Below are 21,556 nucleotides of genomic sequence, written 5' to 3'. Positions count from 1 at the left end.
ACCCGAGAAGACGTCGAGCGACGTGCACGAGCGCGTCACACTCGATCGCGACGCGGAGGTGCGAGACGGCGATCCGTTGGGCGAAGCCGAGCGCGACGGCCGCGACGCTGACGATGCCGGCGACGTCGTAGCGCTGCGCCGAGACAGCGACAGCGACGCCGACGAGGCCGAAGCGCGCGCCAAGGCAGAGGAGTAAGAGCAGGAGAAGGAGACGCCGTGTCCTCGCAGTCGTACAACTGCGAACGAGAACGAGTAGGTTCCGGAGACTCAACCGCGAGTGAGCGACGTCCACCGGAGACAACCTCGCGATGCTAGGACCATTCTGGTCTACTCGAGCGATGTATTCGGTCTTGAGCTATGCCGCGATGATGCGGGACGGTGTCCGGATGGACGCCTACGCTCGCGCCCTGTCGCGACGTGTGACCGCAGACTCCGTCGTCGTCGACATCGGATCCGGTACAGGCATCGCGGCGCTAATCGCGGCGCGCCTCGGCGCGCGCGCCGTTCATGCGATCGAGATCAATCCTGCAGTCCATCTCCTTCGCGACCTGGCGGCCGAGAACGGGCTCGCGTCGAAGATCCACGTTCACGCCGCGAGCTCGTTCGACGTCGAGCTCTCGGAGAAGGCCGACGTCGTAGTATCCGACTTGCGCGGCGCCTTCGCGTTGCACGACCAGCACGCGGAGATCGTACGCGACGCACGCGCGCGCTTCCTGCGCCCCGGAGGCGTGATGTTCCCCGTCGCCGACGAGTTCTTCGTGGCCGGTTTCGAGTCCTTCGAGCTCCAGCATCGTCTCTCGCTGACGGCCCAGAGCTTCGAGCGCCTCGGCTTTCGCGGCGAGGCCGCGCTCTTCTCGACCCTCAATACCCGGCACTCCGAACGCGATCTCTTGCAGGTGACCGCGAGCGACGTCGTGACCACCTCCACGTCCTGGGGTGCGGTCGACTATGGGTCATGGCAAGGAGGCGTCATCGCGGGCACGGTGGCGCTCGAGGCCACGCGCGACGCCGAGATGCACGGCCTCGTCGTCTGGTTCAAGGCCCGCGTCGACGATGACATCGAGTACGAGAACCGCCCGGGAACGACGATGGCGTACCCACGCACCGTCTTGCCGCTCCTCCGCCCGATCCGCGTCGCGCGCGGTGCTCGGATCGAAGTGACGCTCCGTGTCGACGAGCAAGCGGTGCAATGGGCCTGGAACGTCAGCGCGACCGACGTCGACCGCAAGGAGATCGCGCTCCGTCAGGCCAGCTTCTTCGGTATGCCTGTCGGGATCGAGACGTTGCGCAAGGCGTCCTCGTCCTTCGCCCCCGAGCGTGGCCCGCGCGCGGCGCTCGCGTCGTTCGTCCTCTCCGCGATGGATGGCACCGCATCTCTCCACGACATCGAGGAGCGGACGGCGGCAGCGTTCCCGAAACACCCGCGCGCCTCGCTCGCGCGGCAGGTGCGCGAGCTCGTCATGCGCTACGCGCGGTGATGTATCCGAGCACCGCTCGTCTCGCGTAGCGCACAGTCGAGGCGGGATCGTCGCAGAGCGCGAGCGAATAGACGAAGCGTGACAGCGAGCGCATACGCGGATGCGCGGGTTCGCGCACGAGGGCACGAGCAACACGCCCTCGTGAGCTCCCGAGTCGTCGCAGAGGCGCGACGCGCGCAGGATCGACTCCCAACACGTCGACGAGGAGATCCGCCGCGAAGCCGACCACCCGGCGATACCCGGCATCGGCCGCGTGACGAGCTGCGAGGGCGACCTCCTCGCCCGACATTCGGCCAACGAGGAGGGCGAGCTCGTAGAGCCAGGCGATGCGCCCAAACCGATGAGCGGCCGCGTGCACGGCAAGGTAAGCGAGCTCGTCCGAGGCGGACAGCACGCCGATAGCCTCGAAATCGCGAACACGCTCCTTCCGGCGCAGAAGCGGCTCGCTCCGCAACGTCGAGCCAAAACCACGATACGCGTGGAAGTGGAGCTCGAGCGGAAGCGACGCCGCATGCGAGAGGTGGAGGTGGTGATGCTCGCGCCGATAGCGCCGCTCGGTCTCGTTGTCGTCGTGCGAGTACCCGATCGTGGACAGCGCTTCGATCGCAGCAAGAGTGTCGGCTTCGGCGACCAGGAGGTCGACGTCACTCGTTACCCGAGACGACGGCGTGGCATACAGCCTCTCGGCCAGGAGGGCGCCCTTCAGCGCGATCGCGCCGATGCCCGCGCTCACCAACGCGTGATCGATACGGTGGAGGAGATCGAGATGAGCTGCGTGGTCGAGCGCCCGTGCCAGCTCGCGAAGCCGAACGTCGCGGAGCGACTCGTCGAGCTCGGGCCGTCCTCGCAGCTTCGCGTCCACGACCCCCGCAAGACCATGCACCTCCGCGCGGACGAAGAGAGCGTGGACGTCGTCGAGCCAGGCCGGCACGTCGCCGCGCAGAACTCTCACGAGCGCCTCGTCCGCTCGCGCCAGAGGCTCTCGCATGACCCGCGCGATCTAGGGCGTCCGGTATTGGGAGCAGTCGTCCGTGGTAAAGTACGTCGTCGGAGTCTCGCACTTCGCTGTGTCGAAGTTGCAGATACCGGCCGAGCACCAGGCCGAAGAGACGCAGTCGGAGCCGTTCGGCTTCGCGTCCCTGCACTTCCACTCCGCGGGAGGGAGCGCCTTGAGCTCGGTAAAGTCAAACCACTCGCAGTAGCGAGGCGGGTCACCGCTGTAGCGATACGAGCAGGCGTGCTGAGAGGTATTGGCGTTGGTCGTGAAGTCGCCGCAGTTCGCGCCCGTCGCGCGAACGAGCTCGCACTTACCCGTATCGTTGCCGTTCGTCGGGTTGTTGCAGAAGAGACCGGCTTGGCACTCGGCGCTGACGGAGCACGATTGCTCCGGCCCTTGAGTGCCGAGGAGCGCACCATAGCAGGCAGCTCGGACCGCCTTGAACTCGTCGAACCCGACGTTGCAGGTCAGCGCCTCGAGCTTTTGCGCGCAGTCCGCGCTGTTGGTCTGACTGACGATGACGTGGTTCGGATTCACCGCCGAGCCGTTGCTCGCTTGCTCGAACCCGTTGTTCGCGTAGTTGTTCAGGCACTTTTGGCGGTTGTAGGTGCCGCCGCCCGGAAGCGGAGCTCCCTGCTGGAGGGTGGCGTCGCCGAAGCAGCAACGCGCGACGGTACTGCAGAAGACCTCCCCGAGCTGGACCGCGGCTCCCCCCGAGTCAGGCACGAACCCGGCGTCGGGACCCGCATCGAACGTCGCCGCATCGAAGAACGTCGGCCCGCCGTCGTCCACTCCCGCGTCCGCGTCGGGCACGTCGACGTCGGGCGTGTCGGCGTCGGGCACGTCGACGTCGGGCACGTCGACATCGCCCACCGCGTCTGGACGGTTCACGTCCGCTACCGTTCCGTCGGTACCGGAGTCTACGACGTCGAGGACGAGGCCTGCGTCATCGCCGCAAGCGACGAGCAGAGCCATGCTCGCGGAGAGCGCAACGGACGCCCCGATGATCAAGCGAAGGGACTTCATGAGAGCTATATACCAGAAACCATGTCGAGCGCGACATCCCGTGGCATCAACGCTCCTTGACCAATCCTGCCGTTCGCAGCTCGCCCACGAGCGCCACGACGTCCGCGAGCGCCTGCCGGTAGTCGACGTCGAACGATCGCACGACCTCGCGCGCTATGTCGCCAAGCGTCTCACCGGCAGCGCAGCGTTCCCATATGCACGCACCGACGGGGTCGAGCCCGTAGTACTCACCACGCCCGAAATGAAGGAGGATCAGCTCGTCGCCGAAACGCCTCGCGTACACGTTGTCCGATGCCTCTACCGAGGTCGCGGCGTCGATGGTCTCGGGCACGTTCATGGCTGATCGACCCTACCCGTTCGCAGCCACGTCTCAAGCCTTTCGCCGGCGTGACTCAGTGCCGAGAGGTCCCGGCGTCGCGAGAGACGGAGGATGGCGACGTCCGAGGCGAGCGCGACGAGCACGTCCAGCTCGCGACGATGTCGCTCAGGCTCGTCGATCGCGAAGCGGACCGATTGCTTCAAGAGGATGTGGAGTCCCTCGACGCCGCTCACGGTCGACAAGATCGGCGCGTCGGCGTCGGCGAACTCGAGCGAGACGATGGCGGCGAGGTGTGTCGCCCCGCGCGCCGAACGGGGCGCCGGAAACGGCCGCTTGTTCGCGGACTCCATCGACGCGCTCCCGAGCGCCTCAACCGCGACCGCGTCGAGCCAATGATCGCGCTCCAGAGGAAGCGCAGCCCACCCTCGTTCGTCGAGCTCGAGGGGCGTGAGATCGTCGCTCACGAGCTCCGCGTCGGACGTGCGCGCGACGAGCCAGGCCGCGAGCGTGGATTTGCCCGCTCCGCTCTGGCCGGTCAGGAGGACCGAGCGTCGACCGATCGCGACGCACGCGCCGTGCAGCGCAAGGCCGCCGGAGAGATGACGGAGCAGCATCGCGGCACCGCCACGTTCGACCTTCGCCAGCAGCTCCGGCGAAGCCCCCGGCTCGGGTTCGAAGCGCGCGTTGCACCCCGCCCGATCGGAGACGAGTCGGCCGATCCCCATCCACTCGGCCACGAGCCCGTCGGATCCGGTCGCTCCTATGCGGAAGGCGAGCGCTCCGTCGACTTCGTGATGAGCCAACCACCGCACGCTCACGCGGTCCTCGCGAAGCGCTCGAGCGCGAGGACACACCACGCGCCGAGCCATCCAGCCGGATGCGCGGGTTGGTCGACGAAGGCCTCGTAGGCCGCGGCGAAGCGAGCGCGGTCGACGACACCGAGCGAAGCGAGCACGTCGACGGACGCATATGGTCGCAGCGCCGCGCGCCCTCCGATGGCGCGGAGGAAACGGACGAGCGCAGGCTCGACGGAGGCCTTGTCCTCACGACGAGCCAACGAGGCCGGGATCAGATCGCGGACGGCGGCGCGCAAGAGACCTCGTCGAATGCCGCCATGGAGGAGCCATTCGCGCGGGAGGGAGCGGACCCGTTGCACGAGGTCTGGGCGCAGGAACGGGTCGACTCTACGAATGCCGCTCGTCAGCGTCTGTTGATGACGAAGCCACGCGAACTGAACACGTTGCGCGACGAAGATCCGATCCTCGAATGGCCGTAGATCGGGAAGGCACTTCTCCAGCATGGCCGTCGTCTGACGGCGCCGCCTCGCCTCCAGGTCCTCGAGCGCGGGGCCTGCCCACGCCGGGACGAAACCGCTCGACCGTCCCGCGCGGCGAGCTCGGATCGAAGGCGGAAGGAGGCTCGCGAGGAGCGGGCGCACGAGCCAGGTAACGATCGGAGAGCGTGGCTGCTCGAAGCCACGAAGCGTTTGCGCCCGCCGAATCCCCTCGAGGACGTGACCGCGACGGAGGAAGCTTGCCAGATCGGTCGCGCGCCCGTCGAAGAGCTGATCCCCGCCGGCTCCCGTCAGCACACGCTCCGCGCCGGCGGCACGGGCGTGCTCCATCACGGCCGCTTCCATCGGCCCTGTCGGGCAATAGAAGGGCGCTGCGTCGACGCCGTCGAGCAACGCAACGTGGTCGGCACCGCGCTCGGGCGGAACGCGCACGACTTCGCAAGAGAGCTCGCGCTCGAGATCCGCGAGGTAAGGTCGATCATCGCCAGCGCCGCCGAAGTCGAGCGCGACGGCGACGACCTCCTTCTTCGCTCTCCGCGCGACGTGCACGGCGAGCGCAAGGAGAACGCCGGAGTCGAGACCGCCGCCGGTGGACACCGCGACCCGGCGCGCATCGCCCATCGACGCCTGAACCGCCGCCTCGAGGCTCTGGCGCAGCGCGCGTGCCGCGCTTTCTTCATCGGCGGGCACCGGAACGTCTGGCTCTGCATTCGACGGCGCCCCGTTCGACTCGACGAGCGTCGACACGACGCCGCGATACGGCGTCGCTTCATGGTCGACGAGAAGCGACCACCTCGCGTAGGCCGCATACACGTCCGGATTCGGCGGGATCATACCGCCGCGGACGACGTCCGTGAGGCGCTCGCTGCGACAGAGGCGGCTGGAGAAGACGAGGTACGGCGCCTCGGTCACATCGGCGCGGCCATGGCCCCAGCCGGACCACCCGAGAAGTCGGGGAACATCTCGCCGGTTCCATAAGTGAGGTCTCGAACAGAACCCAGACAACGAAGCTTCGGAGGATGGTAGGGACGACGCTCCCTCGCTGACGCCGCGGATGGCGTCTCGATCTCGCTCGGGGCCTTCGGTTCGGCGCTCATCTCCATCTCCAGATGCGAGCGGCTCGCATCTCATTCACCAAGCTTGTAGCTCAACGCCCACTGGGTAGCAACCAGGCGACCAGCCTCGCTATCTTCCGATGATGCGTTCGCTCGCGCCCGAGCTTCTTCGCTCCCCCCGTGAGCTCGCAGCGGCGTTCACGGAGCTGATGGACGGAACAGGAGCCGACGACGCCTGCCCGGCCGCGGACACGCAGGAGCTGACGTGGCTGAGAACCGAGGGATATGCCGTCATTGCCGGCGCGCTCACGAGCGCGCGAGCGCGTAGCCTGTGCCGCGCGATGGAGACTTTGCATGCCGCGCGGTGGCCGCCGGTGTTCGTCTTCATGCTCGACGACGTGTGGCGCCATGCCCGCGAGATCGAACGTACCGTGAGCCTCCTTCTCGGCCATACGTACGAGCTCCTCGAAGACGCCTGGGCCTGGTCGATCGCGCCGGGGGAGCGTGGTTGGAAGCCGCATCGCGGAGGCGGCTCGGTCCTCCTCGACCGCGAAGCGCCCGAGCTGCTCACGGCGTGGACGGCGCTCTCCGACGTCACCGCAGAGCGCGCGTGTATGCATGTGGTCCCGCTCGACGAAGATCCGCACTACCCGAACGCCCTCGACTCGACGGACGCGCCGCTGGCCTCCGTGCGCGCCGTGCCGGTGACGGCAGGCACAACCGTCGTCTGGAACGCGAATGTTCTTCACTGGGGCGGCGCTTGCTCGCCTCGGGCCGAGGGGCGTCGTATCAGCCTCTCCGTATCGCTTGGGCGTATGGATGCGCGCGGCAAACACGGCGTCGCCCCCCTTCCGCCCACCCTCACAGTGGAAGAGCGCCTCGATCTCATCGCAGCTCAGGTTGTAACCTACCAAACCGAAGCGCCGGAGCTGCAGCCCGCGGTGCGCGATTGGGCCCGTGCGACACAGCAGCTCCGAATCGTCGCGGCGCAGCACTTCGCGGCCCGTAAAGAACGGTAAACCGACCTATCGAGCGATTGGGAGGGCCGTCTATCTTCCCAGGCCTGACAGGACGGGCCCCCACTTCCTCGACAGAAAGAACAGGATGACGATGCGTTCCACGATCACGGCTGCGGTTCTTGCGATCTCTACCCTCCTTGCGGCGGCGCCGGCGATGGCGGGGGAGCACAAAGGTGGGGCGAGCTTTCCGATGCCGGCGGCGGCGTTTCAGCAGAAGGTGACGGCGCGGCAGGCGAAGGCGCGGGAACGGATGGAGAAGCGGGCGTCGAAGCTGTCGGCGGACGACGCGAAGGCGCTTCGCGCCAAGTTCGATGCCGGGGTCGCCAAGGTCAACGCCGAGGTCGCCAAGGCGACGGCGGATGGGACCGTCACGAAAGACGAGGCCAAGGCCGTACGGCAGATCTCGAAGGAGCTTCGCGCCGGCGGGCACGGTAAGGGCAAGCACCACAAGAAGAAGTGAGCGCGCCCTCGCTTCCTTGGCCTGACGTACGAACGGCCGCCGCTCCCTCCGGAGCGTGCGGCCGTCGGCGCGTCAGCGGCCGATCTTCATGCCTGGCTTGAAGACGTTGTCCTCCTCGCCCGTGACGAGGACGACCTCGGCGCGGTCGATGCCCTTGAACATCTGCTCGTAGGTCTTCGGCGAACGGTAGTCGAGGAGGCTCGTGATGATGGTCGTGCTCGCCTCCGCCATCGAGTGGAAGAAGCTCGGCATCGCGTTCGTCACGAACTCCATGTACTTCGTGCCGTTCGGGTCGTCGCTGTTGATCGCGGCGCGCGTCTCCGCGAGGGAGCCGTCGACGTACGCGAACGTGTCGCAGCCGTTCATGAAGAAGATCTGGTACTTCTGCTTCTGCCACTTGCCCATCCGCGCGAGCGCGCGGACGTTCTGGCCCAGGCCCGCGTGGCCGTTGTACGCGATGACGTCCGCGCTGCCGGCGACCTCCTCGTAGCGCTCGTCGAAGCCGTCCCACACGCTCGTGATCGCGTCGACCATCAGCGCGGTGACCTTCACCTGCTTGCCGTCGGGGAGCGTCGCCTCGAACGTGATGTCCTTCGTCTCCGGCGCCGGTCGATCGCCCACGTTCGCCGGCGTCGTCTTCAGCTTGTTCGGGCCGAGCGTCTCCTTCATCTTCTGCGCGAAGCCGTTGAAGGCCTGGACGCCCGCGTCCCACGCGCCGCCCGTCGCCTCGTACTTGCCGAAGATCGCCACCACCTCGAGGCGGTCGTCCTTCCAGACCTCGTGGTACTCGGGGTACTTGTCCTTCGTGTTGAGCTTCGAGACGGTGACCTTCGCCGTCGGCGTCGAGAGCTCGCCGCTCTGGAACGTGCAACCGCCCGATTGCGGACGGTAGTAGTACCACATGCTGCCGGCGTCGAGGTCGTGCGCGCCGCGGTCGACGCAGCGGTCCTTGTGCGCGTCGACGAACGCCTCGAGCCCTTCGTGGCTCACGTCCTTCGGGAGCTTCAGCTCGTAGGTCTTCGGGAGGTTCGTCTTGCTGCCCCACGCGACCGGGAGCTTCGCGTGGTAGGAGATCTCGATCTTGTCGCCACCGAGGCTCTTCTTCTGGATGTTCGTCAGCTCGAGGGCGTCGAGGCGGCCGACCGAGTTGTCCCAGTTCAGGTGGCCCACCGTGTAGAGGAGCTGCGACTGGATCGTGGTCTCGTCGTTCCACGAGAAGTCGGTCGTGAGCGCCCCGTCGAACTCGAAGTCGAGGAGCGTCGCCTGGTCCGACGCGAAGTCGTCGTCCTTGTTCTCGGGCGTGTCGCCCGCCTCGCTGCCGGAGCAGCCCGCGCCGAACGAGAGAGAGCCGACGAAGAAGAGCGACGCGAAGAGGGACCGACGGAGCATGTTCGGTCCGAGAGCAACCAGTAGGCCAATGTAGGTGAGCTGCCTACTGCGCAACGTCCCCGACGTAAGCACGCGAAAACGAAGTTGTTTCATTTTCCAGCGGTCGGCCGGCAGCACGTGGGTTTACCCACCTTGTGCGTAACGCACGATCCAGCGTCACGAGACCTCGACCGGGACCTTCGGCACCTCGACGTCCCCGAAGATCGGGAGGATGAGCTTCAGCGAGTACTTCCCCTTCGGGAGCGGCCCCGACGGGACGCGGGGGTAGCCGCGACCCTCCCAGCTCCTCGCCTTGTCGGGCGCCCACTTCGTCCTCACCGCGTCCCACGAGATCTTCACCTTCGCGGTGCCGTTCTTGTCGAGCGTCACGCGCGACGCCTTCGTCTCCCGGGCCTCGGGCTTCATGCCCTTCGGATAGCCGGGCCAGCGCTTGTCGGGGAGATCGGCGCGCCGGCCCCGCGAGTCCGTCGCCTCGACGTCGAACCGCGGGTACGGGTCGCCGGTGAAGTAGACCGTGACCGGATCGCTCGACGACTTGTTCCGCAGCGTGATCTGGAGATCGATCCGACCGCCCGGCGACGTCGTCGACGTGCTCGCGGTCACCTTCACCTCGACCTTGTCCCTCATCGACCCGACCTCGGACGCCTTCGGCATCGGCACCTCGCAGGAACGAAGCGCGTCGGCGAGGTCCTCGAACTCGGAGCCGCTGCAGAGCGTGTTGACGCCTCCGCTGCTGCCCGGCGACGGCGTGCCGCTGTTCGGCGCGACGACGCCGCCGTCGCCGGGATCGTCCAGGGTCGTGGTCGGCACGTCCTTCGTCGTGCCGATCGATTCCATCTCCAGCTTCTTCGGCTGATACGGCGGCGGACACCCGAGCAGCAGCGCGAAGAGCAACGGGATGCCGGGCCCCGACATCAAGAGCAGCAGACGCCGCAGTCCCCAGCGGGTCCCATACGTCGAGGTTTGGCCCCTCGCCGGCCGCTGGAATGCCATCGCGTGCACAGAATCCTTCTAGAAGCCGCGCATTTTCGTCCAGGTTTTTGTGAAGAAGCGAAGTAGAAACGCCGCCGTGACGACCGACCCTCGAACGGCATCGAAGAGCCCGCGAGAAAGGACTCCCATGCGTAGCTTTGGAACGCGCCCCGCGTCGTACGCGGCGTGCGCGCTCGCCCTCGGCAGCTCGCTCACCGCGGCGACCGCCGCCGCGCAGCAGAACCCGAACAACCAGAACGCGGGAACGACGCCGTACACGATCCCGCAGACGCAGGCGCCGGTCCCGACGTACACGCCGCCGCCCGCCCCCGCGCCGCCGACCGCGGGGCCCGCCCCCGCGCCGACCGTGACGCCGGCGCAGCCCGGCTACTCGCCCCCGCCGCCGACGATGGCGCCCGGAGCCCCGCGCGACACTGTGACCCAGCAAGGCGCGACGAGCGGCGTCCCCGACCTCAGCACGACCGTCGCCGGCGGCATCACCGCCGATCAGGTCGCGCAGCGCGCGGCCGCGACGAGCTACCAGGCGAAGGCCGCGGCGGACAACGCGCAGGCCGCGGAGGCGCGCGCGGACGGCCAGCGGAACAACTTCGTCCCGCGCGTCGGCCTCCTCGGCCGATACACGCGCTTGAGCGGGTTCTTGCCGCCGTCGTTCAACGGGATCAGGTTCCCGATGATCCTCGACAACTGGGTCGCGCAGGCCACCATCTCGGTCCCGATCAGCGACTACTTCCTCAAGATCAACGAGGGCTACACCGCCGCGCTGAAGCAGGAGGAGGCCGCCCGCCACGACGTCGCGACCGCGCGCGCGAAGTCGTACTCCGACGGAAAGATTGCATATTACACGTGGCTCCGCGCCCGCAGCGCCGCCGTCGTCGCGGAGCAGTCGCTCGCGGTCGCGAAGGCGCACCTCAAGGACGCGGAGAACCAGTTCAAGGTCGGCAACGCGTCGAAGGCCGACGTCCTCCGCGCGGAGACGCAGGTCGCCGCCGCGGAGCTCGCGGTCGAGCGCGGCAAGAACGGCGCGCTCATCACCGAGCGCCAGGTCCGCGTCGCGACGCACGCGAAGGAGGACGAGACGCTCGTGCCCGGCGAGAGCCTCGACAGCCCGGTGCCGGCGGCGCCGCAGGACCTCAAGATGCTCGTGAGCGAAGCGCACGGCGCGCGCCCCGAGCTGAAGAGCCTCGACAAGAACGCCGAGGCCGCGCGGCGCCTCGCGAAGGTCGCCGATCGCGGCAAGTACCCTTCCCTCTCCGCCTTCGGCGACGTGACGTACGCGAACCCGAACCAGCGCCGCTTCCCGCAGCGCGACGAGTGGTTCCCGACCTGGACCGCGGGCGCGCAGATCACCTGGTCGCCGAACGACGTCCTCACCGCCGGCCCCGCCGAGGGCGACGCGATCGCCCGCGCGAACGCGCTCGACGCGCAGAAGCAGACCGTGCGCGACGGCATCGAGATCGAGGTCGCGCAGACGTACCAGGAGGTCCTCGAGGCCGACGTCGCGGTGACGACCACGACGCGCCAGCTCGAGAGCGCGGAGGAGGCCTACCGCGTCGCGCGCGAGCTGTTCAACGCGGGCCGCGGCACCTCGACCACGCTCATCGACGCGGAGACCGCGCTCGCGCAGTCCCGCTTCGAGCACCTCAACGCGAAGGTGGACGCGCGCCTCGCCCGCATCCGCCTCGACCACGCGCTCGGCCGCGACGTGAAGAGCGGCGGTCCCTGAGCCTGCTCAATCGCGCACCACGTCGAGCCGCTTCTTGCCCATACCCTTGCCGCTCCCCTCCTGCTCCGGCGTCTTGAGCCAGCGCGGAGCGGCGTCGCCCTTGAGCGGCGTCTCCTTCCACACCGCGAAGTCCTCCGGCAGCGGGCCCGGGAGGGTGGGCTGCGCGGTGCGCTCGAGGAGCTGGAAGTCGTGGCGGACGTCGAGCTCGAGCGGCAACCCGCGCGCGGGGCCGCTCTCCTTGAACCACGCGCGCGCGCGGTTCACGTTCTGGATCAGGGTCCAGTGCTGCGGGTCGGTCTTCGCCGCGGTCGTGAAGAGGTCCATCATCGCGTCGAGGTCGCCGCGCGCCTTCGCGAAACACGCGAGGTGGTTGTACGCGAGGCCGGGGCACGGATAGCCGAGCTCGAGCGCGCGCCGCACGTGGCGCTCCGCCCCTTCGAGATCGCCCTCGTGGTAGAGCGCGGCGCCGAGGTCCATGTGCGCGGCGTGGTAGTCGCCGAGGCGCTCGAGGATGGCGCGGTACTCGGCGACGCCGTCCCGGAAGCCGACGCGGAGCCCCTTGTTCGCGAAGAACCACTCGTTCATCCACGCGACGTCCTCGTCGGACGCGTCGAACGGCGTCTTCAGCTCCTGGAAGTCGCCGCTGAAATATTGCTCGCGATCGAGCCAGCCCGCCTTCTCCGCGTCGTGGAAGTCGCGCGTGCCGGGGTACACCGAGAGGCACGAGAACACGTACTCGTGCGGCGCCGCCTCGTCGAGGAAGGCGAGCGTCTCCGCGAACGTCTCCCGCGTCTCGCCGCGGTTGCCGAGCATCATGTAGTAGCGGACCTTGATCCCGTATTTTTTCGCGAGCAACGTCGACGCGAGGATCTCCTTCGGCGTGATCTTCTTGTCGATGAGGTCGAGGATGCGCTGCGAGCCGCTCTCGACGCCGAGCGAGAGGCGCTGGCACCCCGCGAGCCGCATCTCGCGGAGGAGCTCGTCGGAGAGGAGATCGACGCGCGTATCGCAGCTCCAGAAGAAGCCGAGCTTCCGCTCCTGCATCTTCTTGCACAATGCAAGGACTCGCTTCTTGTTCGTCGTGAAGGTGTCGTCCTTGATCTGGATCATCTTCACCGGCAGCCGCTTGCTGACGCTCTCCATCGCGTCGAGCACGTAGTCGATCGAGTTCGCGCGGAAGCCGCGACCCCACGACGTCTCCGCGCCGCAGAAGGTGCAGGCCCACGGGCAGCCGCGCGACGTCATCAAGATGTGCGTGTCGAAGAAGTGATGCGGCGACGCGAGCGCGTCGAGGTCGGCGACGTTCTTGCGCTCCGGCGCGGTCACGACCTCCCCGCCGTCGCGGTACACCGTGCCGGCGATCTTCGTGAGCGGCTCGCCGCGCTCGAGGCGGCGGACGATCTCGAGGAAGGTGACGTCGCTCTCGCCGGTGCACACGAGGTCGACGCTCTCGAAGTGCGAGAGCAGCTCGGGGCCGAGCGGCGTGGCGTGGGGGCCGCCGACGACGACGGTCGCGCGCGGGTGCCTCTGCTTGACGAGGTCGGCGACGAGCCGCACGCCGCGGCGGTTCGCGGTCCAGCACGACATCCCGAAGACGTCGGCGTCGAGCGCGGCGACCACCTCCTCGACCTTCGTCCACGGGAACGACGAGAGGTTGACGACCTTGACCATGTGCCCCGCGCGCAGCGCCTCGGCGCCGATCGCGAAGAGCCCGTACGGCGTCTGGTGGAAGTCCGCGTCGAGGTCGCCCTCGCGGTAGCCCTCCGGCGGCCCGTCCGCCGCGTACCGCGGCTCGCCGGGGGCTGCGATCTTCCACGGCGGCGGGTAGATCAGGGCGATCTTCATCGGGCCTCTCATCATGACACGCTCACCCCGAGAATGTTTCGGCTACCCTCTTCGCCATGCGCTTCGCGCCTCTCATGCTCGTGCTCGCGGCCTGCATCGACGATCGTCCCGGCGAGTCGATCAAGCCGCCCACCTCCGCCGATGCGGGCGGTGACGCGGGCCCCGTGGACAGCGGCGACGCGCCGCCCGCGCTCCCGCTCCTGGATCGATGGGACCTGCGCGTCGCGGAGCGCAAGGGCGTGAGCGAGCAGCAGTGCGCGAACGACGCGAAGGCCGCGCTCGACAAGATGGGCGGGCGCTACTCGGCGGCGGCGGCGGCGAACGAGCCGAACACCTTCTTCTCGAAGCGCGACGGCGCGGCGCTGTACGCGACGTGCCGCCCGTTCGACGGCGGGTCGCTCCTCGTGACCGGCGCGTGGGGCATCGAGTTCGCGCTCGACGCGTCGGTCGACGGCCGGCGCCTCGAGAGCCTCGGCGAGAACGAGACGGCGGTGGAGGTGTCGACGCCGAACGGGATGACGTACCCGGAGCTCCGCAGCCACGACGCCTCCATCACGCGCGCGAGCACGGCGGCGAAGTGCCTCGCGACGGCGGCGGAGCAGCTGAAGGGCCTCTTCCCCGCGGCGCAGGGCGGATGGTTCGACGGCGGCGTGCGGATCGGCGCCGTCGGAGGGCGGCCCGGCACCACCGTCTCCGTCACCTGCGTCGGAGCCCCGAATCTGATCGGCGTCCTCGTTCACGTGTTCACGGTCGATCCGGGCGTGGACATGAAGGCGCTCGTCCAGCCCATGATCGTCGAGCTCAACGCGCTCTGAAGCGCGGACCGCTGCGCGAGCGGCGGGAGGCACGGCGACTGCACCTCCACGGAGGCACGAGCGCATGAGCGGCAGCTCGTCGAAGGTGGAGCTCTGGGACAACGAGGTCTGCGTCGGCCAGTTCTCGACCGCCGCCCGCCGCCCCGGACGACGCGCAGCAAGCCTGCGGCGCCGCGTTCCTCGTCCGCCTCACCGCCCTCGATGCCCGCATTACACGCATGTACCTTACACGTTTGAAGCGAGGCCCCGGCACCCTCTTCCGCGCCCCGAACGATCCACGCCCCGCGATGCCCATCCTCGCCCGCCGCGCCACGAAGGCCGACGGCTTCACCTGCCGCTGACACGAGCCCCGCTCTTCCGCTCAGCTGCGCCGCGCTCGACGACGAGGCTCGGGCGAGCTCGCTACGTCCTTGGCATGGCGTTTTTCTTTTTTGGGCCCGCACGACGGAGTCGCTTCGCTTCGGCGTCCTCACGTGGGGCGCTGCGAGGTCGTCTTGCTCGCGGAGGTCCTCACCATGCGCCCGCGACGCCGCCGCAAGTCCGCGAAACCGTGGCGCGGGGGCGGCGGCGGCGTTGCGAGGTGCGACGGCGCGGCGGTCCCGGCGTTCACGCGTAGCATGGTTCGCACGGCAAGCGCCTGGGCTCCGCGCTGGCCGGGCGATTGCACGGAGCGCCGGGGATGCGCGCTCTGCTGCTGGCCCCGCTCGTGGTTTTCGCGGTCGGGTGTGCCGACAAGGAGGCTGCTGATCCAGGCGAGGTGGTGCGGGCGGAGACCGTGAACCGGATCGCGCCGCCGTCGCGGGCGACCTCGCGGACGGTGCGGTGCGGCTGCTCGGACGACGGGCTCCACATCACCGCGCCGCCAGGCAGCAAGGTCACCGTGCCCGAGGACGCGACCTACGACGCGGAGGCCCAGATCGTCCTGCCGGACGAGGCGCCGGGCCAGCCCATCCGCCGCACCAAGTCGCTCGGCTTCATCGGCGACGCGCCGCTCACACAAACGCCCTCGCGTGGCGGCCCCTGGAACGCCCCCGACGCGCTGCTCCCACCACACGCCCATCACGAGCCGTACTACGGCCTCCCGCGCGGCGGCTACGGCTACCGCGCCCCCCGCTACGGCTACGCCCCGTCCTACACGCCCCACCCCACCACTCCGTACCAGGGCCAGTCATCCCCAACACCAAGCGCCGCGCAACCGCCGCCTTCGTCGTACGCCTCCCCATCCCCCGCCGCCGCAATCCCCGCTCGCGCGCCCATCATCTATCGCTAACGCCCACACGCTCGGCAAAGCCGCCCAACGACGCCCGCTCGCACTACCGCCCCGACAACGCAGAGCGAAGCGCGCCCGCACTGCCAACCCAGAGCGCGCAACCCACGCGCACCGCCCCGCGCCGACAACGCAGGCGAGCGCAACCTGCGGCGACGACGCAGGCGAAGCGCGCAACCCGCGCCGACAACGCAGGGCGACCCCGCATCGCCGACGCAGGGGCGAGCGGGCGACGCGCGTGCCCGGACCGCAACGCACGACGACGCAGGACGAGCGCAACCCGCGCCCGCACCGCGTCGCCGACGCACGACGAGCGCGCGATGCGGTTACGCGCCGAGCGGAGCGAAGAGGATGTCTAGCTCGGCTTCGCCGAGGGGGTTGCCGGCGGGGCCCTGACCTAGGATTGCGTCGGCGACGTGTTTCTTCGAGCGCTGGAGGCCGAGGATGCGCTCCTCGACGCTGCCGGCGGCGAAGAGCTGGTAGCTGATGACCGGCTTCTTCTGGCCGATGCGGTAGGCGCGGTCCGTCGCCTGCGCCTGGATGGCCGGGTTCCACCACGGGTCGTAATGGATGACCACGTCGGCGCTCGTCAGGGTGAGGCCCGTGCCGCCTGCCTTCAGCGAGATCAAGAAGACCTTCGCGCCGCCCTTCTCGAACTGGTCGACCGCCTCCGCGCGATCGGCCGTGGAGCCGGTGAGGATCGCGTACTTCACCTTGCGCTCGACGAGGCCCTGCTCGAGGAGACCGAGCATGCTCGTGAACTGCGAGAAGACGAGGACGCGATGGCCGCCCGCGAGCTGCTTGTCGAGCAGGTCGAAGAACATGCGGTACTTCGCGGACTCCTTCGGGAGCGCGACGTTCGTCATGCGCACGAGGCGCGGATCGCAGCAGACCTGACGGAGCTTCGTGAGCGCGCCGAGGATCGGGATCGTCGAGGCGGCGAGGCCCTTCTTCTTGATGAGCTTCCGTACCTCCGCGTGCGCCGCGACGCGGATCGACTCGTAGAGCTCGCGCTGCTGGCCGTGGAGCTCGACCGGACGCATCACCTCCGTCTTCTTCGGGAGCTCCTTCGCGACGTCGCGCTTGTTGCGGCGAAGGATGTAAGGTGCAACGAGTTCGCGGAGCGCGGCGAGGCGGTCCTCGTTGCGGAGGCGCTCGATCGGGACGCGGTAGAAGCGGTTGAAGTGCAGCTCGTCGCCGAGGAGGCCCGGGTTCACGAAGTCGAGGAGCGACCAGAGCTCGCCGAGGTGGTTCTCGACCGGGGTGCCGGAGAGCGCGAGGCGGTGCGTCGCGACGATGGAGCGGCACGCGACGTGGGCGCGGCTCTTCATGTTCTTGATCGTCTGCGCCTCGTCGAGGATGACGAGGTGGAACTCCCACTCCGCGAACTTCTCTTCGTCGCGGCAGACGATGGGGTAGCTCGTCACGACGACGTCGGCGTCGCGGATGCCGTCGTAGGCGGAGGCGCGATCGCTGCCGTGCACGACGAGGACGCGGAGCTCGGGCGCGAACTTCCGGAACTCGCGCTGCCAGTTCATCACGAGCGACGTCGGCGCGATGATGAGCGCCGGCGTCGTGAGGCGCCCGCCCTCCTTCTCGACCATCACGTGCGCGATCGTCTGGAGCGTCTTCCCGAGCCCCATGTCGTCGGCGAGGATGCCGCCGACCTCGCGCTGGCGGAGGTTCTGGAGCCACGAGACACCGTCGATCTGGTAGTCGCGGAGCGTCGCCTGGAGGCCCTTCGGCTGCTCGACGCGGACGACGGGCGCGTTCTGCTCCTCCACCACCGCGAGCGCGCGCGCGTCGCCGCCGAAGCTGATCTCGCCGCCGTTCTTCGCGAAGATCTCGTCGAGCGCGAGGACCGCGCCCGCGCGCGTCGGATGGACGCGCAGCTCGCCCTTCGGTGACGTGCCGTCGTAGAGCTCCGCGAGCACGCGCAGGATCGCGCGCGCGCGCTCGGCCGGGATCGGGAGGTAGAGGCCGTCGCCGACCGGGAGGGCGAGGCACTTGCGCGACGTCGTCGCGGCGAGCTCCGCGAGCGGCTTGCCGTTCGAGCGCTCGAGGAGCTCCAGCAGCGCGGGGAGCAGGTTCACGCGCTTGCCGTCGACGACGACGCCGAGCTGGATGCCGAACCAGTCGGGGCGAAGGGCCTCCTTCTCGCCGCCCTCCGCGTCGCCCTCGCGCGAAGGACCCGACGTGACGGTGGCCTGCCACGCGGGCTCGCCCTGCACGACCTTGAACGGGTACTTCGGATCGACGTCGACCTTCCATCCCATCCCGCGGAGCTGCGGGACGACGTACGCGCTGAAGCCGCAGAAGTCGTGGACGTTGCCCTCGCAGCGCACGACGTAGTCGGCCGTCGCGTCGCACGCGTAGTCGTCGAGGCACTCGAGCGGGACCGCGCCGAAGCTCTCGAGCATGCGCCGCGCGCGGGCCTCGTCGACCTGCGAGCGCGGCACGAAGCGGTCGAGGTCGATCATGACCTCGTCGTCCTCGTCCGCGGCGAGCACCTTCACGCCCTCGTACTCGAACGAGAGCTCGAGCAGCGGCACGAGCTCGTTGTCGAACGTCGAGCCGAGGCCCTCGGTGCGATGGATGACGACCTCGTCGGCGAAGAGCCGCAGGCAGGGCACGGGGCCGCCGTTCGGAGCGACCGCGACCGGTCGCGTCTCGCTCTTCGGCGGCTCGGGGACGGGCTCGCTACGAGAAGCCGTCACGTCATCGACCAAACGCACGAGGCCCCTTAGATCACAGCCCTCCGAATCGATCAACGATTTGGATGGTCGCGGAAGCGGGGCGAACGGTCGCCTACCAGCGGTGGTGGAGGCAATGAAGGACCGCCCCCACGCGTCGTACGTCCCATGCAGCCGACTCGTCCTTTTCCGCCCTTCCCCGGCCCGGGCGCCGGCCCGCAGGCGCACCCGTTTCCCGGACCCGAGTGGACGCCCGGCGCGCACGCGACGGCGCCGAGCTACCCCCATGGCCCGCCCTACCGCGCCGCCCCGCGCTGGTCGGTCGAGGCGGCGCGCCGCGCGGCGGCGAAGCCGAGGGCGTTCCGGCCGATCGAGCTCGCGATGCTCGCCGCGATCGCGATCGCGGTCGACGTCACGCTCTGGCACGAGGACGGGTTCGCCGCGGGCGGCTACGGCGCGGCGGTCCTCTTCGCGGTGGTGCTCGCCGCCATGTTCGTCGCCGCGAAGCCGCGCGTGCTCACCGCGCGCCTCGCGATCCTCGAGGTCCTCGGCGCCGTCGTCGCGCTGCGCTGCGCGTTCGAGCCGACCTTCGGCGTCGTCGCCTCCGGCGTCGCGCTCGTCGGCGTGATCGCGCTCGCGCTCCGCCGCCGCCAGCTCTTCGTCCCCGACGCGTTCCTCTCCGCGCTGAACGGTCCGATCGGGCTGCCCTCGCGCGTCGGCGCGGCGCTCCGCGGCGTGAAGGCCCTCACCGCGCGGACCCGCATCGGCGAGGTCTCGATCCTCCCGATCGCGATCCCGGCCGCGCTCATCGCCATGTTCCTCGGCGTGCTCTCGCTCGCGAACCCCGTCGTCGCGAGCGGCGTGAGCGCCGTCGCCGAGGCGATCGCGAGCGCGATCCCGCTCCCCTCCTTCGGCCGCGTCTTCCTCTGGCTCGGAGCGCTCGCGCTCGCGACCGCGTTCTTCCGCCCGAAGCTCTGGCTCGCGAAGGGCGGCGAGGCGGCGAAGACGGACGTCGAGGCCACGCCGACGTCGCTCCTCGTCGCGCGCAACGCGCTCGCCGGCCTCAACGTCCTCTTCGCCGTCGAGAACCTCCTCGACGCGGGCTACCTCTGGACCGGCAAGACGCCCGCCGGCATGACGACGCAGGAGTACGCGCATCAGGGCGCGTTCTGGCTCACCGTCGCGCTCCTCCTCCTCACCGCCGTCATCGGCGTCATGTTCAAGGGACCGCTCGCGTACGACGCGCGCGCGAAGACGGCGCGGATCCTCGCGTACGCGTGGATGGCGCAGGGCATCGGCTTCGCGGCCGGCAGCTACCGTCGCATCGCGATGCACGTCGCGCGGAGCGGCCTCTCGGACCTCCGCATCGTCGGCGTCCTCGGCACCACCGTCGTCGTCTCGGGCGTCGTGCTCGTCGCGTGGAAGCTCTACCGGCAGAAGACGTTCTTCTGGCTCCTCCGCCGCCAGCTCGACGCGCTCGCGCTCACGCTCGTCGTCTACGCGGTGGTGCCGACACACCTCCTCGGCGCGGAGGTGAACGTCGCGCGCGTCTCCGCCGGCGAGCACCGCCCCCTCCTCCACATGTTCGCGCAGTCGCGTCACGCCGAGAGCGCGCCGAGCCTCCTCCCGCTCCTCCACCACTCGGACGTCCGCGTCCGCCAGGGCGTCGCCGCGCTGCTCGCCGACGAGCGCGACGAGCTCCGCGCCCGGGCGCGCGCGTCGACGACCTGGCGCGAGCGAGACGTCGCGTCGTCGCGCGCGCTCGCGACGCTCGAGGCGCACGACGCCGAGATCGCCCGGACGCTCGGCTCGACGAGCCCGGCCGACGCGAAGCGCGTGCTCCTCGAGATCTCGCGCGGCGCGAACGAGGACCGCTCGCTCGAGGAGCTCCTCGCGATCCCGGCCGCGCGCTCGGACGTGACGGTGAACGAAGGCCGCCGCGACGCGGATTGACCTGCTACGAAGGAGCGATGCGCGTCGTCGCTTCGGTCGCCGTCGCCCTCGTCCTCGCGAGCGTCGCGTGCAGGAAGAGCGCGCCGCCGGCGCCGGAGGCCTCCGCGCCGCGGCCGGTCGGCCTCCACGATCCGGCGAACGCGCCGCGGCTCGTCGCGGCGGTGAAGGAGATCCGCGCGAAGTGCACCGCCGCGATCGGCGACTACGACGACGACTGCGACGCGGCGCGGGCGTACCGCGCGCTGAAGGTCACGAAGGCCGACGCGCCCACGCTCGTCGCGTTCTTCGAGGACGCCGATCCCGGCGTCGCGGCGTTCGGCGCGTACCACGCCGCGCGCCATCGCGACTTCTTCCGCGACGACGCGGCGCTCGCGCAGCGGCTCGTCGCGATCGGCGAAGGGATGCGCCCGCCGAACGACGCGGCGGCGCCGGAGCTCGCCGGCATCCTCTGCCGCGTCGATCGCGACAAGGCGCAGCTCGGCGAGCGCATCACGAAGCTCGCGCGCGACGCGCCGAGCGTGGAGCTCCGCGCCGGCCTCGTCTCGTGCCTCCTCCGCGCGCGCCCGAACGACGCCGCGCTCCGCTCGTTGGCGGACGAGGCGCAGCGATCGCCCGACGAGCTGGTGCGCCGCGCGGCGACGAGCGCGCTCACGTCGAAGCCGCCGACGGTGGAGGAGTGCCACGACTGGGCGCGTGACCTCACCGCGTCGCGCGCGAGCGTCATCGAGGCCGCGGTCGAGAAGATCCTGAGCGGGCGGAAGCAATACGACGACGCCTTCGTCCGCGGGCGCCCCGACGGCGACGCGCACAACTGGTGCCCGCCCGACGTCATCGACGCCGCGCTCGCGGCCTACCCGCGGCGGTTCGAGGAAGGTGGGCTCACCGATCGCTGGATCGACTACCTCGGCGACCTCGGCTGGGCGACGAACGTGGCGCGCGAACAGAGGGCGAAGGCGTTCGCGTTCGCGAAGCTGACCTACGAGCGCTCGCCGACCGGCGACTTCGGAAGAGCCGCCCTCCTCGCGATGGCCAAGCTCGATCCCGAAGCCGCCCGCCCGCTCGTCCTCGCCCACGGCACCTCCAGCACCGCCGCGAAGATCGACCGCACGACCGCCCTCGCCACCCTCGAAGAACGCACCACCCAGCCTCTCGAGTAACGCAGAGCGAGCGGGTGGGCACCGGATCGCGGGCGCGCGGCGACAGCGTCTGGGGATTGGGCGACGGGAGGAT

The 21,556-nt window shown here is 69.6% G+C and carries 18 protein-coding genes; 9 read left to right on the top strand and 9 right to left on the bottom strand.

The window, feature by feature from the left end; all coding sequences use genetic code 11:
• The first annotated feature begins 22 nt into the window (after window positions 1-22).
• Window positions 23-196 carry a hypothetical protein gene (locus KF837_38385; protein ID MBX3233256.1) on the top strand — a complete coding sequence of 58 codons (174 nt, stop codon included), beginning with the start codon at window positions 23-25 and terminating at the stop codon, window positions 194-196.
• A gap of 190 nt (window positions 197-386) precedes the next feature.
• A complete protein-coding gene (locus tag KF837_38380) occupies window positions 387-1,478 on the top strand; it encodes a 50S ribosomal protein L11 methyltransferase (GenBank protein MBX3233255.1) in 1,092 nt (363 codons plus the stop codon).
• Here KF837_38380 and KF837_38375 read toward each other — a convergent pair.
• The 5 genes from KF837_38375 to KF837_38355 form a co-directional block, all read right to left on the bottom strand.
• Window positions 1,459-2,430, bottom strand: a complete 972-nt coding sequence (locus tag KF837_38375; GenBank protein ID MBX3233254.1) for a nucleotidyltransferase family protein — start codon at window positions 2,428-2,430, stop codon at window positions 1,459-1,461. The genes KF837_38380 and KF837_38375 overlap by 20 nt on opposite strands.
• A 48-nt stretch (window positions 2,431-2,478) precedes the next feature.
• Window positions 2,479-3,450 (bottom strand): hypothetical protein, encoded by a 972-nt coding sequence (locus tag KF837_38370; protein MBX3233253.1) that lies wholly within the window; start codon window positions 3,448-3,450, stop codon window positions 2,479-2,481.
• A 97-nt stretch (window positions 3,451-3,547) separates the two neighbouring features.
• The gene (locus KF837_38365; GenBank protein MBX3233252.1) at window positions 3,548-3,838 is read right to left on the bottom strand and encodes a PqqD family protein; all 291 of its coding nucleotides are present in this window, start codon (window positions 3,836-3,838) and stop codon (window positions 3,548-3,550) included.
• The gene (locus KF837_38360) at window positions 3,835-4,284 is read right to left on the bottom strand and encodes a hypothetical protein (GenBank protein ID MBX3233251.1); all 450 of its coding nucleotides are present in this window, start codon (window positions 4,282-4,284) and stop codon (window positions 3,835-3,837) included. Before KF837_38360 ends, KF837_38365 begins: the two co-directional genes overlap by 4 nt.
• A 350-nt stretch (window positions 4,285-4,634) precedes the next feature.
• Entirely contained in the window at window positions 4,635-6,119 is a 1,485-nt protein-coding gene (locus KF837_38355; protein ID MBX3233250.1) for an asparagine synthase, read from the bottom strand.
• Between the two features lie 190 nt (window positions 6,120-6,309).
• Between KF837_38355 and KF837_38350 the strand changes: the two genes are divergently transcribed.
• Both KF837_38350 and KF837_38345 read left to right on the top strand, forming a co-directional pair.
• Complete coding sequence (locus KF837_38350) at window positions 6,310-7,188, top strand: phytanoyl-CoA dioxygenase family protein (GenBank protein ID MBX3233249.1); 879 nt, start codon at window positions 6,310-6,312, stop codon at window positions 7,186-7,188.
• A gap of 190 nt (window positions 7,189-7,378) precedes the next feature.
• Window positions 7,379-7,648 carry a hypothetical protein gene (locus KF837_38345; protein MBX3233248.1) on the top strand — a complete coding sequence of 90 codons (270 nt, stop codon included), beginning with the start codon at window positions 7,379-7,381 and terminating at the stop codon, window positions 7,646-7,648.
• Window positions 7,649-7,720: 72 nt separating this feature from the next.
• On the opposite strand, the gene KF837_38340 is transcribed toward KF837_38345, so the two are convergent.
• Together KF837_38340 and KF837_38335 are read right to left on the bottom strand one after the other, a co-directional pair.
• Entirely contained in the window at window positions 7,721-9,037 is a 1,317-nt protein-coding gene (locus tag KF837_38340; protein ID MBX3233247.1) for a hypothetical protein, read from the bottom strand.
• A gap of 156 nt (window positions 9,038-9,193) precedes the next feature.
• Window positions 9,194-9,952, bottom strand: coding sequence for a hypothetical protein (locus tag KF837_38335; GenBank protein ID MBX3233246.1), 759 nt, complete (start codon window positions 9,950-9,952; stop codon window positions 9,194-9,196).
• Window positions 9,953-10,157: 205 nt separating this feature from the next.
• Between KF837_38335 and KF837_38330 the strand changes: the two genes are divergently transcribed.
• On the top strand, window positions 10,158-11,753 hold the full coding sequence (locus KF837_38330) for a TolC family protein (protein MBX3233245.1): 1,596 nt from the start codon (window positions 10,158-10,160) through the stop codon (window positions 11,751-11,753).
• A gap of 6 nt (window positions 11,754-11,759) precedes the next feature.
• Here KF837_38330 and KF837_38325 read toward each other — a convergent pair whose 3' ends face one another.
• A complete protein-coding gene (locus tag KF837_38325; protein MBX3233244.1) occupies window positions 11,760-13,598 on the bottom strand; it encodes a radical SAM protein in 1,839 nt (612 codons plus the stop codon).
• A gap of 56 nt (window positions 13,599-13,654) precedes the next feature.
• Between KF837_38325 and KF837_38320 the strand changes: the two genes are divergently transcribed.
• Both KF837_38320 and KF837_38315 read left to right on the top strand, forming a co-directional pair.
• Window positions 13,655-14,413 carry a hypothetical protein gene (locus tag KF837_38320; protein ID MBX3233243.1) on the top strand — a complete coding sequence of 253 codons (759 nt, stop codon included), beginning with the start codon at window positions 13,655-13,657 and terminating at the stop codon, window positions 14,411-14,413.
• A gap of 757 nt (window positions 14,414-15,170) precedes the next feature.
• A complete protein-coding gene (locus KF837_38315) occupies window positions 15,171-15,683 on the top strand; it encodes a hypothetical protein (protein ID MBX3233242.1) in 513 nt (170 codons plus the stop codon).
• Window positions 15,684-16,006: 323 nt separating this feature from the next.
• Here the strand turns inward: KF837_38315 and KF837_38310 are convergent, their stop codons facing one another.
• Window positions 16,007-18,397 (bottom strand): DEAD/DEAH box helicase, encoded by a 2,391-nt coding sequence (locus tag KF837_38310; protein ID MBX3233241.1) that lies wholly within the window; start codon window positions 18,395-18,397, stop codon window positions 16,007-16,009.
• Between the two features lie 144 nt (window positions 18,398-18,541).
• Here KF837_38310 and KF837_38305 point away from each other — a divergent pair, with 144 nt between their 5' ends.
• Together KF837_38305 and KF837_38300 are read left to right on the top strand one after the other, a co-directional pair.
• Complete coding sequence (locus tag KF837_38305) at window positions 18,542-20,326, top strand: DUF4173 domain-containing protein (GenBank protein ID MBX3233240.1); 1,785 nt, start codon at window positions 18,542-18,544, stop codon at window positions 20,324-20,326.
• 17 nt (window positions 20,327-20,343) lie between these two features.
• Complete coding sequence (locus tag KF837_38300; GenBank protein ID MBX3233239.1) at window positions 20,344-21,483, top strand: hypothetical protein; 1,140 nt, start codon at window positions 20,344-20,346, stop codon at window positions 21,481-21,483.
• Window positions 21,484-21,556: the final 73 nt, after the last annotated feature.

It is taken from the genome of Labilithrix sp., from assembly GCA_019637155.1.
Lineage (GTDB): Bacteria > Myxococcota_A > Polyangia > Polyangiales > Polyangiaceae > Labilithrix.
Note: the sequence above shows the minus strand (reverse complement) of the source record. Positions and strands in the feature narration are given on the sequence as shown.